Here is a 17,809-nt window from a genome sequence, read left to right on the forward strand (position 1 = left end):
GTCGGCTCCCGGCCCGGTGCGGGCTGTTCCGGTTGCGGTTCGGTAACGCCGCAGCGGTGTCTTGACCCAGATGTGATGCCAGACATAGTGTCCCGCCTGACGTACTTCTGTTCAGTGCTGAGCATAAGTCTGGAGTTGGTGGCATGTCCGGCGTCCTGCCCGCCCGGTGCGGAGAGCGCGCGTGAGCGCGTCCTCGTCGACGCCGCTGCTGGAGATGCACGGCATCGTCAAGCAGTTCCCCGGCGTCCGGGCCCTCGACGGCGTCGACCTCGACGTCCGGGCCGGTGAGGTGCACTGCCTGCTCGGCCAGAACGGCGCGGGCAAGTCCACCCTGATCAAGGTCCTCGCCGGCGCGCACCAGCCCGACGAGGGCCGGATCAGCTGGGACGGCGCCCCGGTCACCCTCGGCGACCCGCAGGCGGCGATGTCCCTGGGCATCGCCACCATCTACCAGGAGCTCGACCTGGTCGCCGGGCTGACCGTCGCGGACAACGTCTTTCTCGGCCGGGAGCGGTCCCACCTGGGGATCACCCGGCCGGCGCAGGCGAACCGGGCCGCCGGGGAGCTGCTGTCCCGGCTGGGGCACCCGGAGATCCGGCCCACCGCCGAGGTCGGCTCGCTGTCGGCGGCCGCCCAGCAGATGGTCAGCATGGCCCGGGCGCTGTCCCAGGACGCCCGGCTGATCGTGATGGACGAGCCCTCCGCGGTGCTCGACAGCGAGGAGGTCGAGCACCTCTTCCAGGTCATCCGCGACCTCACCGACTCCGGCGTCGCCGTCGTCTACATCTCCCACCGGCTGGAGGAGATCCGCGAGGTCGGTGACCGGATCACCGTGCTCAAGGACGGCCGGACGGTCGCCACCGGCCTGCCGGCGGGTGACACCTCCACCCGGGAGGTCATCACCCTGATGACCGGCCGGACGATCGAGTACGTCTTCCCGGAGCGCCGCGAGTTCGCCGGCCAGGCCGCCGAGCCGGTGCTGCAGGTCCGGGACCTCTCGCTGGTCGGCAAGTTCAGCGACGTCTCCTTCGACGTCCGGCCGGGCGAGGTGCTGGGCCTCGCGGGGCTCGTCGGTTCCGGCCGGTCGGAGATCCTCGAGACCGTCTACGGCGCCCGGCGCGCCTCCACCGGCACGGTCCAGGTCGCCGGGCGCAGGCTCCGGCCCGGCGACGTGGCCGCGGCCGTCGGCGCGGGCGTCGGGCTGGCACCCGAGGAGCGCAAGAGCCAGGGCCTGCTGCTGGGTGAGCCGATCTACCGCAACATCACGCTGGCCAGCCTGGCCCGGTTCGCCCGCGCGGGCCTGCTGTCCGGGGGAGCGGAGAAGCAGGCCGCCCGGGACCAGGCCGAGGCGCTGGACCTGCGGCCCGTGGACGTCGAGCGCGAGGTCCGCACCCTCTCCGGCGGCAACCAGCAGAAGGTCGTGCTGGCCCGCTGGCTGCTCCGCGACTGCACGGTGCTGCTGCTCGACGAGCCCACCCGCGGCGTCGACGTCGGCGCCCGCTCGGAGATCTACGCGCTGATCCGGGAGCTGGCCGACCGCGGGGTCGCCGTGGTCGTCGTCTCCAGCGAGATCCCGGAGGTGCTCGGCCTGGCCGACCAGGTGCTGGTGGTGGCCGACGGCGCCGTCATCGCCCGCGGCCCTGCCGACGAGCTCGACGAGCACCGGGTGCTCGACCTGGTCATGGAAGGAGCGGCCCCGACAGCGGGCGCCGCCCGCGAAGGAGACGTGGCATGAGCGAGACCACCACCGCGACACCGCCGGCGGACAGCAGGACCGGCTCCGCCGACGGCGACGGCAAGGGACCGGGTCTGCTGGCCGGCCCGCTGGGCCGCAACCTCGGCCTGGCCGTGGCCCTGCTGCTGCTCTGCGTGGTCGGCGCCATCACCGCGCCCGGCCGCTTCGTCGACGTGGACAACGTCCTGACGATCCTGCGGCTGGCCGCCGTCGTCGGCGTGGTCAGCGTCGGGATGACCTTCGTGATCATCGGCGGCGGCATCGACCTGTCGGTGGGTGCGCTGGTCGCGCTCTCCTCGGTCTGGGCGACCACGCTGGCCACCCAGGCGCTGGCGGCGGACTTCCACTGGATCGTCATGGTGTTCACCGCGATCGCGGTCGGCGCCGGAGCGGGGTTGATCAACGGGATCGTCATCGCCTACGGGAAACTCGTCGCCTTCATCGCCACCCTGGCGATGCTCGCGGCCGCCCGGGGGCTGGCGGAGATCATCGCGAACCGGCGGACCCAGATCGTGCAGGACCGGGGTTTCATCGAGTTCTTCGGCGGCGACGTCCTCGGCATCCCCACCCTCGTGATCATCTTCGCGCTGGTCGCCGGAGCCGGCTGGGTGCTGCTCAACCGCACCACCTTCGGCCGCCGCACCTTCGCCGTCGGCGGCAATGCCGAGGCCGCCCGGCTGGCCGGCATCCGGGTGCAGCGGCACACCGTGTGGCTGTACGTGCTGTCCGGGGTCACCTGCGGGATCGCTGCGGTGATGCTGATGGCCCGGACGACGACCGGCAGCTCCACCCACGGCACCCTGCTGGAGCTGGACGCGATCGCCGCCGTCGTCATCGGCGGGACGCTGCTGGTCGGCGGGCGCGGCACCATCGTCGGCACCGTGCTGGGCGTGCTGATCTTCACCACGCTCGGCAACGTCTTCACGCTGAACAACCTGTCCAGCTCGGCGCAGGCCGTCGCCCGCGGCGTGATCATCGTGCTCGCCGTGCTGCTGCAGCAGCGGCTGGCGGCCGGCGGTGCCCGGCCCCGCAAGAAGGCCCGCGGCGGCGGCGGCGCGGCGCGCCCGGGGAATCCGGCCGGGTCCCTGCCCGGCGGCTCGGCCGCCCCCGGCGGACCGGCCGGCGCCCGCCCCGGCGACTCCCACAGTCGCCCCCCGACCTGAACCCGCCGTCGCGGTCACCCGCGGCCCCCGACCTCCGGCCGGCCACCCCGGCCCGCCGGCGCACCACCCCGACTCCTGGCGGCGCAGCCAGGGCGGCGATCTGCGAGGAGAGAACATGTCTGCAACGAGGCAGCGTCCGTACGGTCGCCTGCTGACCACCGCCGTCTGTGTGGTCGGAGCCGGTGCCCTGGTGGCCGGCTGCACCAGCAACACCCCGGAGACCTCCGGGTCCGACGAGGGCGGTGGCGACGTCGTCGCCAGCTCCAACGACGAGACCGGTGAGACGGTGCGGATCGGCTTCTCCGCGCCGGCCGCCGACCACGGCTGGATGGCCGGCATCAGCAACGCCGCCCAGGCCGAGGCCGAACGGCACGAGGACGTCGAGCTGATCATCGCCGAGGGCACCAACGACCCCAGCACCCAGATCTCCCAGGTCGAGACCTTCATCAACGAGGGCGTCGACGCGATCGTGCTGCTCCCCTTCGACGGCGCCGCGCTCACCCCGGTGGCGCTGCGGGCGATGGAGGCCGGCATCCCGGTGATCAACGTCGACCGGGAGTTCTCCAGCCCGTTCGCCGCCCGGGCCACCATCCTCGGCGACAACTACGGCATGGGCGTCTCCGCCGGCACCTACATCTGCTCCCGGCTGGGCGACCAGCCCGACGCCGTCGTGGCCGAGATCGCCGGCATCGACTCGCTGCCGCTCACCCAGGAGCGCAGCCAGGGCTTCGCCGACGCACTGGCCGACTGCGGCCTGGACGTCGACAACCGGGTGGCCGCGGAGTTCACCGTCGAGTCCGGTGAGGAGGCGGCGGCCAACCTGCTGCAGGCCGCACCGCAGATCGACGCGCTGTGGAACCACGACGACGACCAGGGCGTCGGCGTGCTGGCCGCGATCAACAACGCCGGCCGCGACGAGTTCTTCATGGTCGGCGGGGCCGGCTCGGCCAACGCCATGCGGGACATCCAGTCCGGTGACTCGGTGCTGGAGGCGACCGTCATCTACCCGGCGACCCAGGCCGCCGACGGCATCGCGCTCGCCCGGCTGATCGCCCAGGGCAAGAGCATGTCCGACCTGGTGTCCCAGGAGGTGCCGCGGGAGATCGTGCTCAACGCGCCGGTGGTCACGGAAGAGAACGTCGACCAGTACATCGACGACGCGTTCGAGTCCTGACCCTCCCGACGGGGTGCCGCCGGTGACCACGACCGGTCACCGGCGGCACCGGTCCCACTCCTGGAGCATGTGATGACCCACCCTGCCCGGCCGGCGCTGCGCGTCGGCCTGATCGGCCACGCCTTCATGGGCGCGGCGCACTCCCACGCCTGGCGTACCGCGCCGCGCTTCTTCGACCTGCCCCTCACCCCGGAGCTGACCGTGCTGGCCGGCCGGAACCCGGAGGGCGTCGCCGCCGCGGCCGGCCGGCTCGGCTGGGCCGACACCGAGACCGACTGGCGTCGCCTGCTGGAGCGGGACGACGTCGACCTCGTCGACATCTGCACCCCCGGGCACACCCACGCCGAGATGGCGATCGCGGCGCTGGCGGCCGGCAAGCACGTCCTCTGCGAGAAGCCGCTGGCCAACTCCGTCGCCGAGGCCGAGGCCATGGCCGAGGCGGCCGAACGGGCCGCCGGCTCCGGCGTGCGGGCGATGGTCGGCTTCACCTACCGGCGGGTGCCGGCCATCACCCTCGCCCGGCAGCTGGTCGCCGAGGGGCGGCTGGGCCAGATCCGGCACGTCCGGGCGCAGTACCTGCAGGACTGGATCGCCGACCCCGCGTCGCCGATGTCCTGGCGGCTGGAGAAGGACAAGGCCGGGTCCGGCGCGCTGGGCGACATCGGCGCGCACATCGTCGACCTCACCCAGTTCATCACCGGTCAGACGCTCACCGGCGTCAGCGCGATGCTGGAGACCTTCGTCAGCAAGCGGCCGCTGCCGGCCAGCAGCGGGAAGCTCGGCGGGGTCGGTGGCGAGGGGATGGGGGAGGTGACCGTCGACGACGCCGCCGTCTTCCTGGGCCGCTTCACCGGGGGAGCGCTGGGCACCTTCGAGGCCACCCGCTTCGCCCTCGGCCGGAAGAACGCCATCCGGATCGAGGTGAACGGCTCGGCCGGCAGCCTGGCCTTCGACTTCGAGGACATGAACGTCCTGCAGTTCTTCGACGGCGGGGAACCGGCCACGACGGCCGGCTTCCGCCGGATCGTGGTCACCGAGCCCGAGCACCCCTACGTCGGTGCCTGGTGGCCGGCCGGCCACGGGCTGGGCTACGAGCACGGCTTCACCCACCAGGTCGTCGACCTGGTCACCGCGCTGGCCGCGGGTGAGCAACCGACGCCGTCGTTCGCCGACGGCCTGCAGGTGCAGCGGGTGCTGGACGCCGTGGAGCGCAGCGCCGCCGACAACTCCGCCTTCACCGAGATCTGAGGAGCGAACCGTGCCCCGTCCCGTCACGTTGTTCACCGGCCAGTGGGCCGACCTGCCGTTCGAGGAGGTGTGCCGGCTGGCCTCCGGGTGGGGCTACGACGGCCTGGAGATCGCCTGCTGGGGCGACCACCTCGACGTCGTCCGGGCCGCTGAGGACCCGGCCTACGTCAAGGAGCGGCTCGACCTGCTCGACCGGCACGGCCTGTCGGTGTTCGCCATCTCCAACCACCTCAACGGCCAGGCCGTCTGCGACGACCCGATCGACGAGCGGCACCGCGGCATGGTGAACGCGCGGGTGTGGGGGGACGGCGACCCCGAGGGGGTCCGGCAGCGGGCCGCGGAGGAGATGAAGGCGACCGCGCGGGCCGCCCGGGCGCTGGGCGTCGACGTCGTCGTCGGGTTCACCGGGTCGAAGATCTGGAAGACGGTCGCGATGTTCCCGCCGGTGCCCGAGTCGATGATCGAGGACGGCTACGCCGACTTCGCCGCCCGCTGGAACCCGGTCCTCGATGTGTTCGACGAGGTGGGCGTGAAGTTCGCGCACGAGGTGCACCCCTCGGAGATCGCCTACGACTACTGGACGACGGTGCGCGCTCTGGAGGCGATCGGGCACCGGGAGGCGTTCGGGCTGAACTGGGACCCCAGCCACTTCGTCTGGCAGGACCTGGACCCGGTCGGCTTCCTCTGGGACTTCAAGGACCGGATCTACCACGTCGACTGCAAGGACGCGAAGAAGCAGGTGGGCAACGGGCGCAACGGCCGGATGGGGTCGCACCTGCCCTGGGCGGACCCGCGGCGCGGCTGGGACTTCGTCTCCACCGGGCACGGCGACGTCCCGTGGGAGGCCTGCTTCCGGATGCTGAACACCATCGGCTACGCAGGCCCCATCTCGGTGGAGTGGGAGGACGCCGGGATGGACCGGCTGGTCGGCGCGCCCGAGGCGCTGGAGTTCGTCCGCCGACTGGCGTTCGACCCGCCGGACGCGGCCTTCGACGCCGCCTTCTCCAGCGGCAGCTGACCCGTCGGGCTGCGGGGCCACGGGGTCCCGCAGCCCGACGGCACACCGCTTGCCGATGGACGGTCAGAGCGTGATGCTCGCCACATGCTCAGCGCACCGGGTCCGACCTCGTCGGTCGAGGAGACGCCACAGTCCACCGGCAAGGTCGACAAGAAGCACTACGAGAAGGAGTTGGCCCGGCTGCAGGCCGAGCTGGTGAAGCAGCAGGAGCACATCCGCGCGCAGGGCCTGCGGGTCGTCGTCCTCTTCGAGGGTCGCGACGCGGCAGGCAAGGGCGGTGCGATCCAGCGGATCACCGAGCCCCTGAACCCCCGCCACGCGCACGTCGTCGCGCTCCCTGCGCCGACCGAGCGGGAGAAGGGGCAGTGGTACTTCCAGCGGTACGTGGCGCACCTGCCCGGCCCGGGGGAGATGGTGCTGTTCGACCGGTCCTGGTACAACCGCGCCGGCGTCGAGCGGGTCATGGGCTTCTGCACCGACGAGGAGTACGAGGAGTTCCTGCGCTCGTGCCCGGAGTTCGAGCGGATGCTGGTGCGCAGCGGGATCACGGTCGTGAAGTACTGGTTCTCCGTCAGCGACACCGAGCAGGAGGCCCGGTTCCAGAAGCGGCTGAAGGACCCGACGAAGCGCTGGAAGCTGAGCCCGATGGACCTCGAGGCGCGCAACCGCTGGGTCGACTTCTCCCGGGCCAAGGACGCCATGTTCGCCGCCACCGACATCCCCGAGGCGCCCTGGTGGGTCGTCGAGGCGGAGGTGAAGAAGCGCGCCCGGCTCAACGTGATTGCGCACCTGCTGACCCAGGTGCCGTACGAGGACCTGACCCCGTCGGCGCCGGAGCTGCCGCCCCGGCCGCCGGTGGAGGAGGACTACCTCCGGCCACCCAAGGAGAGCCAGCACATCGTGCCCGACGTCGTCCCCTGAGCCGCTCGGGGCGGCCGCGCCTTCGAACCGCACGCTCGGCCGAGCTGAGCTGTCGCCGCGTCGGCAATGTCCGCCCTGAAGGCGGCTTTAGCGACACCACGTACAGGACAGGTGGAGGGTTTCCTGCATCTGGCGCGCCAGGAGGTGACCGCGCCACCCAACTGATCGAGGTCAGCTGCGATCAACAGGGCGACCAGAACGCACCACGGCCTACGCACCACGGCCTACGGCCTCTAGGTCGTACTCGCGGACGGCAACAGCGCGGCGCGAGGCCAGGCGCTCTCCACGTAACTCGCAGAGATCTCGAGGGCAAGCGCCGCCTTTGCGCCGCCCGGCGGCGTCGCCCTGTGCGCAGCGTCGTTCCGGACATCGACCAAGTCCGCCTGTGCGTTGGAGATGTTCAGTGCACTGACGGTGCTTGCCTTTCCGACCAACGTCCCGAGTGTTTCCTTCTTGGCGGGCGGCACCCCGTGCAGTGGGAGCGCCTCGTACAACGCTATTTCGGCCGCCGTGCCCGCGTCGAGGACAGCGCGTCGGTCCTCGCCTGCTGTGAGCCGGCGTTGCGCGTCTCGGATCAGTCGCCAGGCCAGCGGTGGTCGGATCAGGTCCGCTGCTAGGTCCAGCACGCGCTGTAGCGTCGCTGCATCCACGGGCTCGCCGTGGTGGTCGAAGACCACCAGCGTTCGATCCCCGTAGTGCGGAACCCGCTTCTGCCCGTCGTGACTCCACATCCAGGGCTGAATTGCTGTGCCCGGCCGGACTGGCCCAACCGCGTCGAGGGCCTGGCGGAAGGCAATCTGCAACCAATCGGCGACCACGGAACGCCACTGGTGCACCGTCTGAAAGATCGCGTCTGCGACATCCTGCCGCCCGGACACTGCCAGATCGTCTGCGACCGAGACGACCAATGCGCAGCGCCGGACGGCTGCTGCGTCTCCTCCGGCCGGATCGCGCATGTTGCACTTGCCCCATGCGGGCGAGGTGTCGTGCATCCATGACCGGAGCTTCTCTGCTTCCTCGATGTACTCGAACGCAGGTGCGGTCAGCTCGCCGCCGAGCAGGCCGATGCCCTCTGCCGTCCGCGGCGGCCTAGGAAGCCGCAGCTCCACATGATGGCCAGCGATCTGCGTCTTCAAGGAGCTGCCCAGGGCGGACGTCCAAACGGCGATGTCCATCTCAACCATGCCCTCAACCGCCGCCACACGCTCAGTCTCTCTCGCATGGCACCCAAGGCGGGTGAAGCCGATGCCGCCCAGCTCGCAGATCGGTGTGTCGGCTGGGCCGATCAAGTTCAATGCGGAGGCACGGTCGGGGCCGCTCATGGATGGCGCCGCTCGCTCAGAAGGCGGCCTATGGGACACCCGTCCTCACTGATGACCCGTCGCCTTTCAGGGATTCGTGGGCCCGTCGTTCACTCGTTCGTTGAAACCTCCCCCGTCTCACTGGCCGGGAGTTGTCCGTACGCACTCGGGTGGACGATGGTGCGGACATGGAGGACCCACCAGACGGCGCGCACAACCCCTATGAGCACGCATCTGATCGGATGCGAGACCAGGACCGCGCCGGAGCCAGGGCCTATGCGACAGCGCCGTTAGGGCCATTCCTCCTCCGGCAACTGTTCTGGAGCCTTGCGGGCGGCGTGCTTGGCTACCTGCTCGGTGGCTGGGTCTGGGCGTTGATCATGTTCGTCGGCTGGGGCCTCGCAGCTCTGCCTGTCCGCTGGTGGCTGCGACGGAGGTACGCAAGGGGGCACACGGAGCGTCCTGCCCAACCGTAGGAACTTCGGCGGGTGCGTGTCCCTGAGTGGGCCGCTAAGAGGCACCCCGGACGTCGACGCGAGCAGCCGGAGAGGTCAACCGCCATGGCCACGGAGGGCGTCGGCTGTAGACGGCAGTTCGAGCCGGTGATGTGAGGCGAGGCCGCCCGCCCCCGCTGAGCTAGGTTCCCGGAGATGGCCCGTCGCCTCGTCTGCCTCATCGCCGCCCTGACGGTGACCGGATGCTCGGCGGCGCCGGAGCCTCGGAGCACGACGGCGGAACGGACGACGAGTGAGTCCCCGTCGCAGAGGCCCGCTCCCACCTTCAGCAGCAGTCCTCCAGAGCCGAGACCGGTCGTCTTGGCCTTCGCCGGGGACGTGCACACCGCCGGCCGGCTCACCGAACGCTTCCGGCAGCAGCCTGAGACCGCCCTCGCGTCGGTGGGGCCGCTGCTCGGGAGCGCCGATCTCACCGTCGTCAACCTCGAGACCGCGGTGACCGACCGCGGCACCGCTGAGGACAAGTCCTTCACCTTCCGTGCACCGCCGTCGGTCTTCGACGCCCTGCGGGTGGCCGGCGTGGACGTGGTCAGCATGGCCAACAACCACGGTGTGGACTTCGGGCCGGTCGGGCTCGTCGACACCCTGGACGCCGCTCGACAGCGGGGCTTCCCGGTGGTCGGGCTCGGCGTCGACGACACCGCCGCCTTCGCTCCCCATCTGGTCACGATCCGGGGCGAGCGCATCGCGGTGCTGGGCGCCGACCAGGTGCCCGACGAGACCGTGGCGCGGTACTCCGCAGGGCCGGGTCAGGGCGGGGTGGCGTCGGCCTTCGACACCGACCGGCTGCTGCAGGCGGTGTCATCAGCCCGGCAGCAGGCCGACACGGTGGTGGTCTACCTGCACTGGGGCCAGGAGGAGCAGAGCTGCCCCACGGCGATGCAGCAGGAGCTCGCCCAGCAGCTGTCCGACGCCGGTGCGGACGTCGTCGTGGGCGCGCACGCCCACCAGCTGCAGGGAGCCGGGTGGCTCGGACAGACGTACGTCGCCTACGGCCTCGGCAACTTCGTCTGGTGGCGCTCGCTCTCGGAGATCTCCGTCCAGACCGGGGTCCTGGACCTCACCGTCGACGACGGAGAGGTCCTCCAGGCGGACTTCGTACCGGCGCGGATCGACGACACGGGCATCCCGCGACCCCTCACGGGGCCGGACGTCGACCGCGCGGAGGCCGACTTCGCCGCCCTCCGCGCCTGCGCCGGGCTCACCGACGCACCCACCTGACCTCGGCGGTCGGCGGACTAGCCGACGTCCAGGACGTGCCGGGTGAGCCAGTCGTTGCGGAAGGCGCCGCGCGGGTCGAGCCGGTCGACCAGGGCGAGGAAGTCCGCGTGCCGGGGGTACCGCGGCGCGAGCGTGGCGGCGTCGGCCAGGAAGAGCTTGCCCCAGTGCGGGCGGGCACCCAGCGGCAGCAGCCGGGCCTCCAGCTCGACCAGCAGCTCCTCGACGTCGGCCTGGGCGGGCAGCCAGGTGAAGTGCAGGCCGAGGGTGTCCTCGCCGTAGGCGGTGCTCATCCACAGCTCGTCGGCGGCGATCGTGCGGATCTCGCAGATCTGCAGCAGCGGACGGATCCGGTCGCCCAGCGCGCGCAGCACCTCCAGCGCCTGCACACCCGCAGCGCGCGGCACCAGGTACTCGGACTGGATCTCGTTGCCGTTGCTCGGGGTGAAGCCCATCCGGAAGTGCGGCAGCCGGTCCGACCAGAGCCCAGGGCTGGCCAGCTGCGCGGTGGTGGGCGCAGGGTCGATGCCGGGCAGCGGGTGCAGCTCGGTGGTGGCCGCGACGGCGCCGAAAAGGTCACCGGCGGGGGAGCCGGCGGCGTCCGTGCGGGACTTCACCCAGACCATGTCGACGTCCGCGCCCAGCAGCGTGAACAGGCTGACGCTGTAGCCACCGGACAGCACCTCGTCCAGGTTGTCGTAGAGGGACGTCCAGGCCAGCCGCTCGAACACCCGCTGCTGCACGTCGAAGGTGGGCTCGACGTCCAGGGTCACCCGGGTGACCGCCCCGAGGGCGCCCAGCCCGACCACCATGCCGTCGAAGTCGGCGTCGCCGCGTGCACACCGGACCAGTTCCCCGCTGGAGGTCACCAGTTCCAACCCGGCGACCGCCGTCGCCAGGTTGCCGTTGCCGACACCGGAACCGTGGGTCGCCGTGGCCACCGCACCGGCGATCGAGATGTGCGGCAGCGAGGCCAGGTTGTGCAGCGCCAGGCCCTCCCGGTGCAGGACGGCGGCCAGCTCGCCGTACCGCAGGCCGGCATCGACGGTGACCGTGCGCCGGCCGCCGCTCACCTCGACCCGCTCGGAGGTCATCGCCTCCAGCGACACCAGCTCGGCGCTGTCGCCGATGGCGGTGAAGGAGTGCCGCGAGCCCAGCACCCGGACCTGCCGGGCGTTCGCGATCGTCTCCTGCAGCTGGGCCATCGACTCCGGCCGGTGCAGCTGCGTCGCGCGATAGGTGTGGTTGCCTGCCCAGTTCGTGGTCGCCAGTGCGACGGGTGCCTCGGTCACGCCCCAGTGTCCCGCACCCGGGCCGCTCCCGTCGGTGGGCCGTCCGCTCAGAGCAGCCGGTCGAGGTCGTCGGGCCCCGGCCCGGTGCCGCCGGAGTCGCGGACGGGAGAGGACTCGGGCACGTCGTCGTCGGGGGGCTCGTCAGCGACGGGCCCCTCCGCGTAGAGGGTGCTGGGGTCCTTGGGGTCCATCTCACGCACGGCGGAGGCCTACCCCGGTCCGCGGCGGGCAACCGCGGCGCCGGCTCACCAGAAGCCCTCACCGCCACCGAGGTAGACCGTGATGAACAGCCAGCCGAAGATCACCAGCAGGACCAGGACCTCCAGGGCGTACAGCTGCCAGCCGCCGTTGGCGAGCTGTTCCCGGAGGCCGGGATCGTCCGATTGCCCGGAGTCGGGCTCGTCGGCCATGGGTCTCCTCCCAGGACAGGAGCCCCCACCGCGGCGTGCGCGCGGACCTCGTCCACGCCGGACCGCCGGAGGGCTCGGGTCACCCCGGGCTCGGCTCACCCGGGTCGCCAAGCACCATGCCCAGCCCGGTCGCGGTCCAGACCTGGATCCCGAGGTCCGTGCCGGGGCGTCGGGGCGACCGCGCTCCCCGACCTCCCATTGACACCCCTCCACCGGCGTCCCTACGGTCGGCCCCGTTCCACCGGAGTGATCGAGGGCACGCCCCGCTCGCCGTTCATGGTGTCGACGGGGCGGGCCCGCACCACCGTGCGATGACGCCGGTGGACCCACGGACACCGGAGTCCCGCCATGCCTGGACACGCCACCCCGCCCTCCGCCGCTCGGTCGGCTGCAGCGACCCGACGGCGCCGACGGCGCCACTGGCCCCTGGTGGCCACGATCAGCACCGGGCTCCTCGTCGGCAGCGTGGCGGCGCCGGCCGCGGCGACCGAGGACCGGCCCGGGCGGGGCGGTGGCCCCGACCGCGGCTCCGCGAGCACGACCGTCGAGCCGTTCGGCGCCGCGCCCGACGGCACGCCGGTCGAACGCTGGACGCTGAAGAACGGCGACATGACCGTCCGGGTGCTCACCTACGGCGGCGTCATCCAGACCCTCGAGGTGCCCGACGCGCAGGGGGAGGTGGAGAACGTCGTCCTCGGGTTCCCCGACGTGGCCGGCTACGCCTCCGACGCCGACCCGTACTTCGGGTCGCTCATCGGCCGCTACGGCAACCGGATCGCCGGCGGGAGCTTCGAGCTGGAGGACGAGACCTACCAGCTCCCGCTCAACGACGGCCCGAACACGCTGCACGGCGGCCCGGAGGGCTTCGACGACCGGGTGTGGACGGCGACCCCGATCGGCAACCGGCACGTCGCCGCCCTGCGGCTGGAGCTGGTCAGTCCGGACGGCGACCAGGGCTTCCCCGGCGCCCTCACCACCGCGGTCACCTACGCGATCGACCGGCACAACCGCCTGGCGGTCCGCTACGAGGCGACCACCGACGCGCCGACCGTCGTCAACCTCACCCAGCACACCTACTGGAACCTCGCGGGTGAGGGCTCAGGGACCATCTACGACCACGAGCTGATGATCGACGCCGACGCCTACACACCGGTCGACGAGACCCTCATCCCGACCGGGGAGATCGCGCCGGTCGAGGGCACGCCGTTCGACTTCCGCGAGTCCACCCCGATCGGGGAGCGCATCCGGGTCGCCGACCAGCAGCTGCTCTACGGCCAGGGCTACGACCACAACTGGGTGCTGGACCGCGAGGACGACGGCGCGCGGGAGGGCTCGGACAGCGAGGACGCGCTGGAGAAGGCGGCCGTGCTGCACGACCCGGAGAGCGGTCGCACCCTGACGATCGCCACCACCGAGCCGGGGCTGCAGTTCTACTCCGGCAACTTCCTCGACGGCACGATCGTCGGTACCGGCGGCAGCGTCTACCGGCAGGGCGACGGGCTGGCGCTGGAGACCCAGCACTTCCCGGACTCCCCGAACCAGCCGGACTTCCCCTCGACGGTGCTGCAGCCGGGCGAGGAGTACCAGAGCACCACGGTCTTCCAGCTGACCAACTGAGGCAGTGCGGCCGGCTGCGGATGGCCTTCCCGTCCGCAGCCGGTCGCCTCAGGCGTCGTAGTCGACGGTGACCTCGTCGGTCAGCGGCAGCGACTGGCAGGTGAGCACGTACCCGGCGTCCACCTCGCCGGGGTCGAGTGCGTAGTTGCGGCGCATCTCCACCTCGCCGTCGGTCACCCGGGCCCGGCAGGTGCCGCACACCCCGCCCTTGCAGGCGAACGGCAGGTCACCGCGCACCTGCTGCGCCGAGTCGAGCACCGGCACCCCGCGCGGCAGGGTCAAGGTGGTGGTGCGGCCGTCCAGCACGATCGTCACCGAGCTGCTGGGGCCCTCCACGGTCTGGTCGTCGCCGCGGACCGGCTCCGGGGGCAGGTCGTCGACGTAGAACAGTTCCTGGTGCACCCGCTCGGCCGGCACGCCGAGCTCGGTGAGCAGCTCCCGGGCGTCGGTGACCATGCCGTGCGGTCCGCACAGCCACCAGTGGTCGACCTGTGGCGCGTCGGTGAAGGCGTCGACCAGGGTGCGCAGCCGGTCGCCGTCCAGCCGGCCGCTGGTCAGGTCGGCGTCCCGGGGTTCGCGGGACAGCACGTGCACCAGCTGCAACCGGGTGCCGTAGCGGTCCTTCAGGTCGGCCAGCTCGTCGGCGAACATCACCGTGTTGGTGCGGCGGTTGCCGTAGAAGACGGTGACCGTCGACTCGCCGTCGCGCAGCACGGTGGCGGCCAGGGAGAGCACAGGCGTGACCCCGGAGCCGGCGACGACGAAGACGTGGTCACCGGGCACCGAGAGGTCGGCGGTGAAGGTGCCCGACGGGGGGAGCACCTCGATCTCGTCGCCGGGCCGCACCTCGTTGACCAGGTAGGCGGAGAAGAAGCCGCCGGGCACCTCGCGGACCCCGACCCGGGGAGCCGCGCCGACCGGGGCGCAGATGGAGTACGAGCGCCGCTCGTCCCGGTCGCCGTCCACCCGGCGCAGGGTCAGTGCCTGGCCGGGGCGGAACGAGTAGTCCTCGGCCAGCTCCGGTGGGACGTCGAAGGTCACCGCCACGGCGTCGTCGGTGAGCCGCTCGACCTTCGCGACCCGCAGCGGGTGGAACTGCGGTCTGCGGCGGGTGCTCGCCGTCATCAGATCTCCTTGAGGTGCTCGAAGGGCTCGCGGCAGACTCGGCAACGGCGCATCGCCTTGCACGCGGTCCCGCTGAACTCGCTGATCTCCTCGGTGTCCGGCGACCCGCACTGCGGGCAGGTCGCCGTCCGGCGGGACGGGCCGAGCTGCAGGGGCACCGGCCCGGACGTGCGCGCCGGCGCGTCCCCCGGCGGTGCGATCCCGCCGGCGGCCAGCTTCCGACGTCCGTCCGCGCTGATCCAGTCGGTGCTCCAGGCGGGGGAGAGGACCGTCCGGACGTCGACGTCGGCGAACCCGGCCCGGTGCAGCGCGTGCACCAGGTCCGCGCGCATGACGCCCATCGCCGGGCAGCCCGAGTAGGTGGGGGTGATCTCCACGACCACCGTGCCGTCCTCGTCCCGGACGTCGCGCAGCACCCCGAGGTCGGCCAGCGTCAGCATCGGCAGCTCGGGGTCGGTGACCGTCTCCGCCACCGCCCGCGCGTCCGTCTCTGTCCCACCAAAATGGCCATTTTGGTGGGCGGCGAGGCCGGTCACCAGGTCGCGGCCGGGTGTTCGCGGGCGGTGGACTGCAGCTCGGTCAGCAGTGCGGTGAACTCCGCGCTGTGCTCACCGGCCCGGCCGCGGCTGGGCTGCGGGGCGGGCCACTCGGGCACGGTCAGGGTCGCCCGCTCCAGCACGAGGGTGAGCACGTCGCGCACCTCGTCGGCGAGCTCGGCCGGGTCGACGGCCACCCCGGCGGCGGTCAGCCGGGTCTCCACGTCGGTGGCGGTGAACAGGTCGGCGAGCAGCGGCCAGACGGCGTCGACCCCGGCCTGGGTGCGGCGGTGCGACTCCGGCGTCCCGTCGCCGAGCCGGAGCACCCAGCGGGCGGCGTGGTCGCGGTGGTAGGTCAGCTCGGGCACGCCCTTGGCCGCGATCGCGGCGAGCACCGGGTCGCGGGACTCCCGCAGCCGGGCGAGGAGCGCCAGCCGCCACGCCGAGGCGGCCAGCAGCCGGACGACGGTCTGCCCGAAGTCGCCGTTGGGCGCCTCGACGAGCGCGGAGTGGCGGTACTCGTCGGGGTCGCGGAAGTAGGCGAGTGCGTCCTCGTCCGGGATGCTCACCGTCGCCCGTTCGCGGCTGCGGCCGAGCACGCCGACCGACCCCGCCCGGGCGAGCAGCAGCCGGGCCTGGCCGAGCAGGTCCAGCCCGCAGTTGGCGAGGGCGACCTCCTCCTCCAGCTCGGGGGCGTTGGTGACCCACTGGGTGAGCCGCTGGCACAGCACCAGCGCGTCGTCGCCGAGCATCAGGCAGTAGGCGCCCAGGTCAGCCGGGTCGATGCCGTCGGGCACGGTGGTGTCGACCCCGGCCAGCGGCTCGTCGAAGCCGGTGCCGAACGCCCACTGCCCCTCGCCCCCGTGCGCATGGTCCAACGCCTCGTACACGGTCTCTTCGTGCGCCATGCGAAACCTCTCTTCCGGGCACGGAGTGCACGGCCATCGGCCTTCTCTCAGGGGCCCGCCCGCCGAGGAACGAGGCGGGTGGGGGGAGAGGAGGTCCTTCAGATGTGGGGGACGTTCTCGGGGATCTCGTAGAACGTCGGGTGCCGGTAGACCTTGTCGCCGCTGGGGGCGAACAGCGGGTCCTTCTCGTCCGGGCTGGAGGCGGTGATGTCGCTGGCCCGCACGACCCAGATGCTCACGCCCTCGTTCCGCCGGGTGTAGAGATCCCGGGCGGCGTGCACGGCCATCTCGTCGTCCGGGGCGTGCAGCGAGCCGACGTGCACGTGGTTCAGCCCGCGCTTGCCTCGGACGAACACCTCGTACAGCGGCCAGTCCCGCTTGCTCACCGCCGGCTGGTCGGTGACCGGCACGCCCGGCCCGGTGGGGACGGCGCCGTGGCCACCCTCGGCGGTGACGTCGCTTATCGACCCGCCGGCCGCTGCGTCGCTCATCAGGCGCTCACGGCCGCGTGCTTGTCGGCGTAGGCGGTGGCGGCCTCGATGACCCACGCGTTGTCGTCACGGGCGGCCCGGCGGCGGGCGATCCGCTCGTCGTTGCACGGCCCGTTGCCGGCCAGCACCTGCTTGAACTCCGACCAGTCGATGGCACCGAAGCGGTAGCGGCCGGTCTCCGGGTCCAGCGCAAGCTCGGGGTCGGGCAGCGTCACGCCCAGCACCTCGGCCTGCGGCACGCTCATGTCGACGAAGCGCTGGCGCAGCTCGTCGTTGGTGTGCCGCTTCACGCCCCACGCCATCGACTGGGCCGAGTTGGGGCTGTCGTCGTCCGGCGGGCCGAACATCATCAGCGAGGGCCACCACCAGCGGTCGACGGCGTCCTGGACCATCGCCCGCTGGGCGTCGGTGCCGCGCATCATCGTCATCAGCAGCTCGTAGCCCTGCCGCTGGTGGAAGGACTCCTCCTTGCAGACCCGGATCATCGCCCGGGCGTAGGGGCCATAGCTCGACCGGCACAGCGGCACCTGGTTGCAGATCGCCGCGCCGTCGACGAGCCAGCCGATGACGCCGACGTCGGCGTAGGTGAGCGTCGGGTAGTTGAAGATCGAGCTGTACTTCTGCTTGCGCTCGATGAGCTTGTCGGTGAGGTCGGCCCGGTCGGCGCCGAGGGTCTCGGCGGCCGAGTAGAGGTACAGCCCGTGGCCGGCCTCGTCCTGCACCTTGGCCAGCAGGATCGCCTTGCGCCGCAGGCTGGGGGCGGCGAGCAGCCAGTCGCCCTCGGGCTGCATCCCGATGATCTCCGAGTGCGCGTGCTGGGCGATCTGCCGGATCAGGCCCTTGCGGTAGCCCTCGGGCATCCAGTCTCGCGGCTCGATGCGGTGGTCGGCCGCGATCGTGGCGTCGAACTGCTGCTGCAGCGCGGTCTCGTCAGGAACAGGGCGGTCCAGCGTCGGCGCAGACATGTCGTCCCCTCGTCGGGCGATCATTTACTGACCATGTGGTCGGTATTCAGTGTCCCCCCTGACCCGGCGCGGCACAAGCCGTCCCCACCGGACGGCGCGGCGCGGGTTGACAGCCGACCGGGCAAGGAGTTGGTTACTGACCACCTGGACGGTATTTGGGTGCCCCGTGCGC

At 72.0% G+C, this 17,809-nt stretch carries 17 protein-coding genes; 8 read left to right on the forward strand and 9 right to left on the reverse strand.

From position 1 onward, the window contains the following. Nucleotides 1–181 precede the first annotated feature (181 nt). From O2W18_RS10225 to ppk2, 6 genes are all read left to right on the forward strand, one after another. Nucleotides 182–1,735, forward strand: coding sequence for a sugar ABC transporter ATP-binding protein (locus O2W18_RS10225; RefSeq protein WP_269187419.1), 1,554 nt, complete (start codon nt 182–184; stop codon nt 1,733–1,735). After that, nucleotides 1,732–2,898, forward strand: coding sequence for an ABC transporter permease (locus tag O2W18_RS10230; RefSeq protein ID WP_269187420.1), 1,167 nt, complete (start codon nt 1,732–1,734; stop codon nt 2,896–2,898). The genes O2W18_RS10225 and O2W18_RS10230 overlap by 4 nt, the downstream gene beginning before the upstream one ends. 115 nt (nt 2,899–3,013) lie before the next feature. Continuing rightward, nucleotides 3,014–4,072: a substrate-binding domain-containing protein gene (locus O2W18_RS10235; RefSeq protein ID WP_269187421.1), complete on the forward strand. Its 1,059-nt coding sequence runs from the start codon at nt 3,014–3,016 to the stop codon at nt 4,070–4,072. A 72-nt stretch (nt 4,073–4,144) separates the two neighbouring features. Next, nucleotides 4,145–5,320, forward strand: coding sequence for a Gfo/Idh/MocA family protein (locus O2W18_RS10240; protein WP_269187422.1), 1,176 nt, complete (start codon nt 4,145–4,147; stop codon nt 5,318–5,320). A 10-nt stretch (nt 5,321–5,330) separates the two neighbouring features. Continuing rightward, entirely contained in the window at nt 5,331–6,338 is a 1,008-nt protein-coding gene (locus tag O2W18_RS10245) for a sugar phosphate isomerase/epimerase family protein (protein WP_269187423.1), read from the forward strand. An 84-nt stretch (nt 6,339–6,422) separates the two neighbouring features. Further along, nucleotides 6,423–7,259, forward strand: coding sequence for a polyphosphate kinase 2 (ppk2, locus tag O2W18_RS10250; RefSeq protein ID WP_269187424.1), 837 nt, complete (start codon nt 6,423–6,425; stop codon nt 7,257–7,259). A gap of 233 nt (nt 7,260–7,492) precedes the next feature. On the opposite strand, the gene O2W18_RS10255 is transcribed toward ppk2, so the two are convergent. Continuing rightward, nucleotides 7,493–8,581 (reverse strand): hypothetical protein, encoded by a 1,089-nt coding sequence (locus O2W18_RS10255; RefSeq protein WP_269187425.1) that lies wholly within the window; start codon nt 8,579–8,581, stop codon nt 7,493–7,495. A 794-nt stretch (nt 8,582–9,375) separates the two neighbouring features. Here O2W18_RS10255 and O2W18_RS10260 point away from each other — a divergent pair. Beyond that, nucleotides 9,376–10,296: a CapA family protein gene (locus O2W18_RS10260; protein WP_269187426.1), complete on the forward strand. Its 921-nt coding sequence runs from the start codon at nt 9,376–9,378 to the stop codon at nt 10,294–10,296. A gap of 17 nt (nt 10,297–10,313) precedes the next feature. Here O2W18_RS10260 and O2W18_RS10265 read toward each other — a convergent pair whose 3' ends face one another. The 3 genes from O2W18_RS10265 to O2W18_RS10275 are packed head-to-tail and all read right to left on the reverse strand — an operon-like array spanning nt 10,314 to nt 11,995. After that, complete coding sequence (locus O2W18_RS10265; protein ID WP_269187427.1) at nt 10,314–11,585, reverse strand: D-arabinono-1,4-lactone oxidase; 1,272 nt, start codon at nt 11,583–11,585, stop codon at nt 10,314–10,316. A 47-nt stretch (nt 11,586–11,632) separates the two neighbouring features. Continuing rightward, nucleotides 11,633–11,785, reverse strand: a complete 153-nt coding sequence (locus O2W18_RS10270) for a hypothetical protein (RefSeq protein WP_164699637.1) — start codon at nt 11,783–11,785, stop codon at nt 11,633–11,635. Nucleotides 11,786–11,830: 45 nt separating this feature from the next. Continuing rightward, nucleotides 11,831–11,995, reverse strand: coding sequence for a hypothetical protein (locus tag O2W18_RS10275; RefSeq protein ID WP_269187428.1), 165 nt, complete (start codon nt 11,993–11,995; stop codon nt 11,831–11,833). 429 nt (nt 11,996–12,424) lie between these two features. On the opposite strand from O2W18_RS10275, the gene O2W18_RS10280 reads away from it, so the two are divergent. Next, nucleotides 12,425–13,612, forward strand: coding sequence for an aldose epimerase family protein (locus O2W18_RS10280; protein ID WP_269187429.1), 1,188 nt, complete (start codon nt 12,425–12,427; stop codon nt 13,610–13,612). A 48-nt stretch (nt 13,613–13,660) separates the two neighbouring features. Here the strand turns inward: O2W18_RS10280 and paaE are convergent, their stop codons facing one another. The 5 genes from paaE to paaA all read right to left on the reverse strand — a co-directional run bounded on the left by paaE (nt 13,661) and on the right by paaA (nt 17,661). Beyond that, complete coding sequence (gene paaE, locus O2W18_RS10285) at nt 13,661–14,737, reverse strand: 1,2-phenylacetyl-CoA epoxidase subunit PaaE (protein WP_269187430.1); 1,077 nt, start codon at nt 14,735–14,737, stop codon at nt 13,661–13,663. Further along, nucleotides 14,737–15,273: a 1,2-phenylacetyl-CoA epoxidase subunit PaaD gene (gene paaD, locus O2W18_RS10290; protein ID WP_269187431.1), complete on the reverse strand. Its 537-nt coding sequence runs from the start codon at nt 15,271–15,273 to the stop codon at nt 14,737–14,739. The genes paaE and paaD overlap by 1 nt, the downstream gene beginning before the upstream one ends. Continuing rightward, a complete protein-coding gene (paaC, locus tag O2W18_RS10295) occupies nt 15,270–16,181 on the reverse strand; it encodes a 1,2-phenylacetyl-CoA epoxidase subunit PaaC (protein ID WP_269187432.1) in 912 nt (303 codons plus the stop codon). Before paaC ends, paaD begins: the two co-directional genes overlap by 4 nt. 98 nt (nt 16,182–16,279) lie before the next feature. Next, nucleotides 16,280–16,672 (reverse strand): 1,2-phenylacetyl-CoA epoxidase subunit PaaB, encoded by a 393-nt coding sequence (gene paaB, locus O2W18_RS10300; protein ID WP_442929133.1) that lies wholly within the window; start codon nt 16,670–16,672, stop codon nt 16,280–16,282. Continuing rightward, nucleotides 16,672–17,661 (reverse strand): 1,2-phenylacetyl-CoA epoxidase subunit PaaA, encoded by a 990-nt coding sequence (paaA, locus tag O2W18_RS10305; protein WP_269187433.1) that lies wholly within the window; start codon nt 17,659–17,661, stop codon nt 16,672–16,674. Before paaA ends, paaB begins: the two co-directional genes overlap by 1 nt. Between the last annotated feature and the right edge of the window lie 148 nt (nt 17,662–17,809).

The sequence above is a fragment of the Modestobacter sp. VKM Ac-2983 genome (assembly GCF_026967885.1).
GTDB lineage: Bacteria > Actinomycetota > Actinomycetes > Mycobacteriales > Geodermatophilaceae > Modestobacter.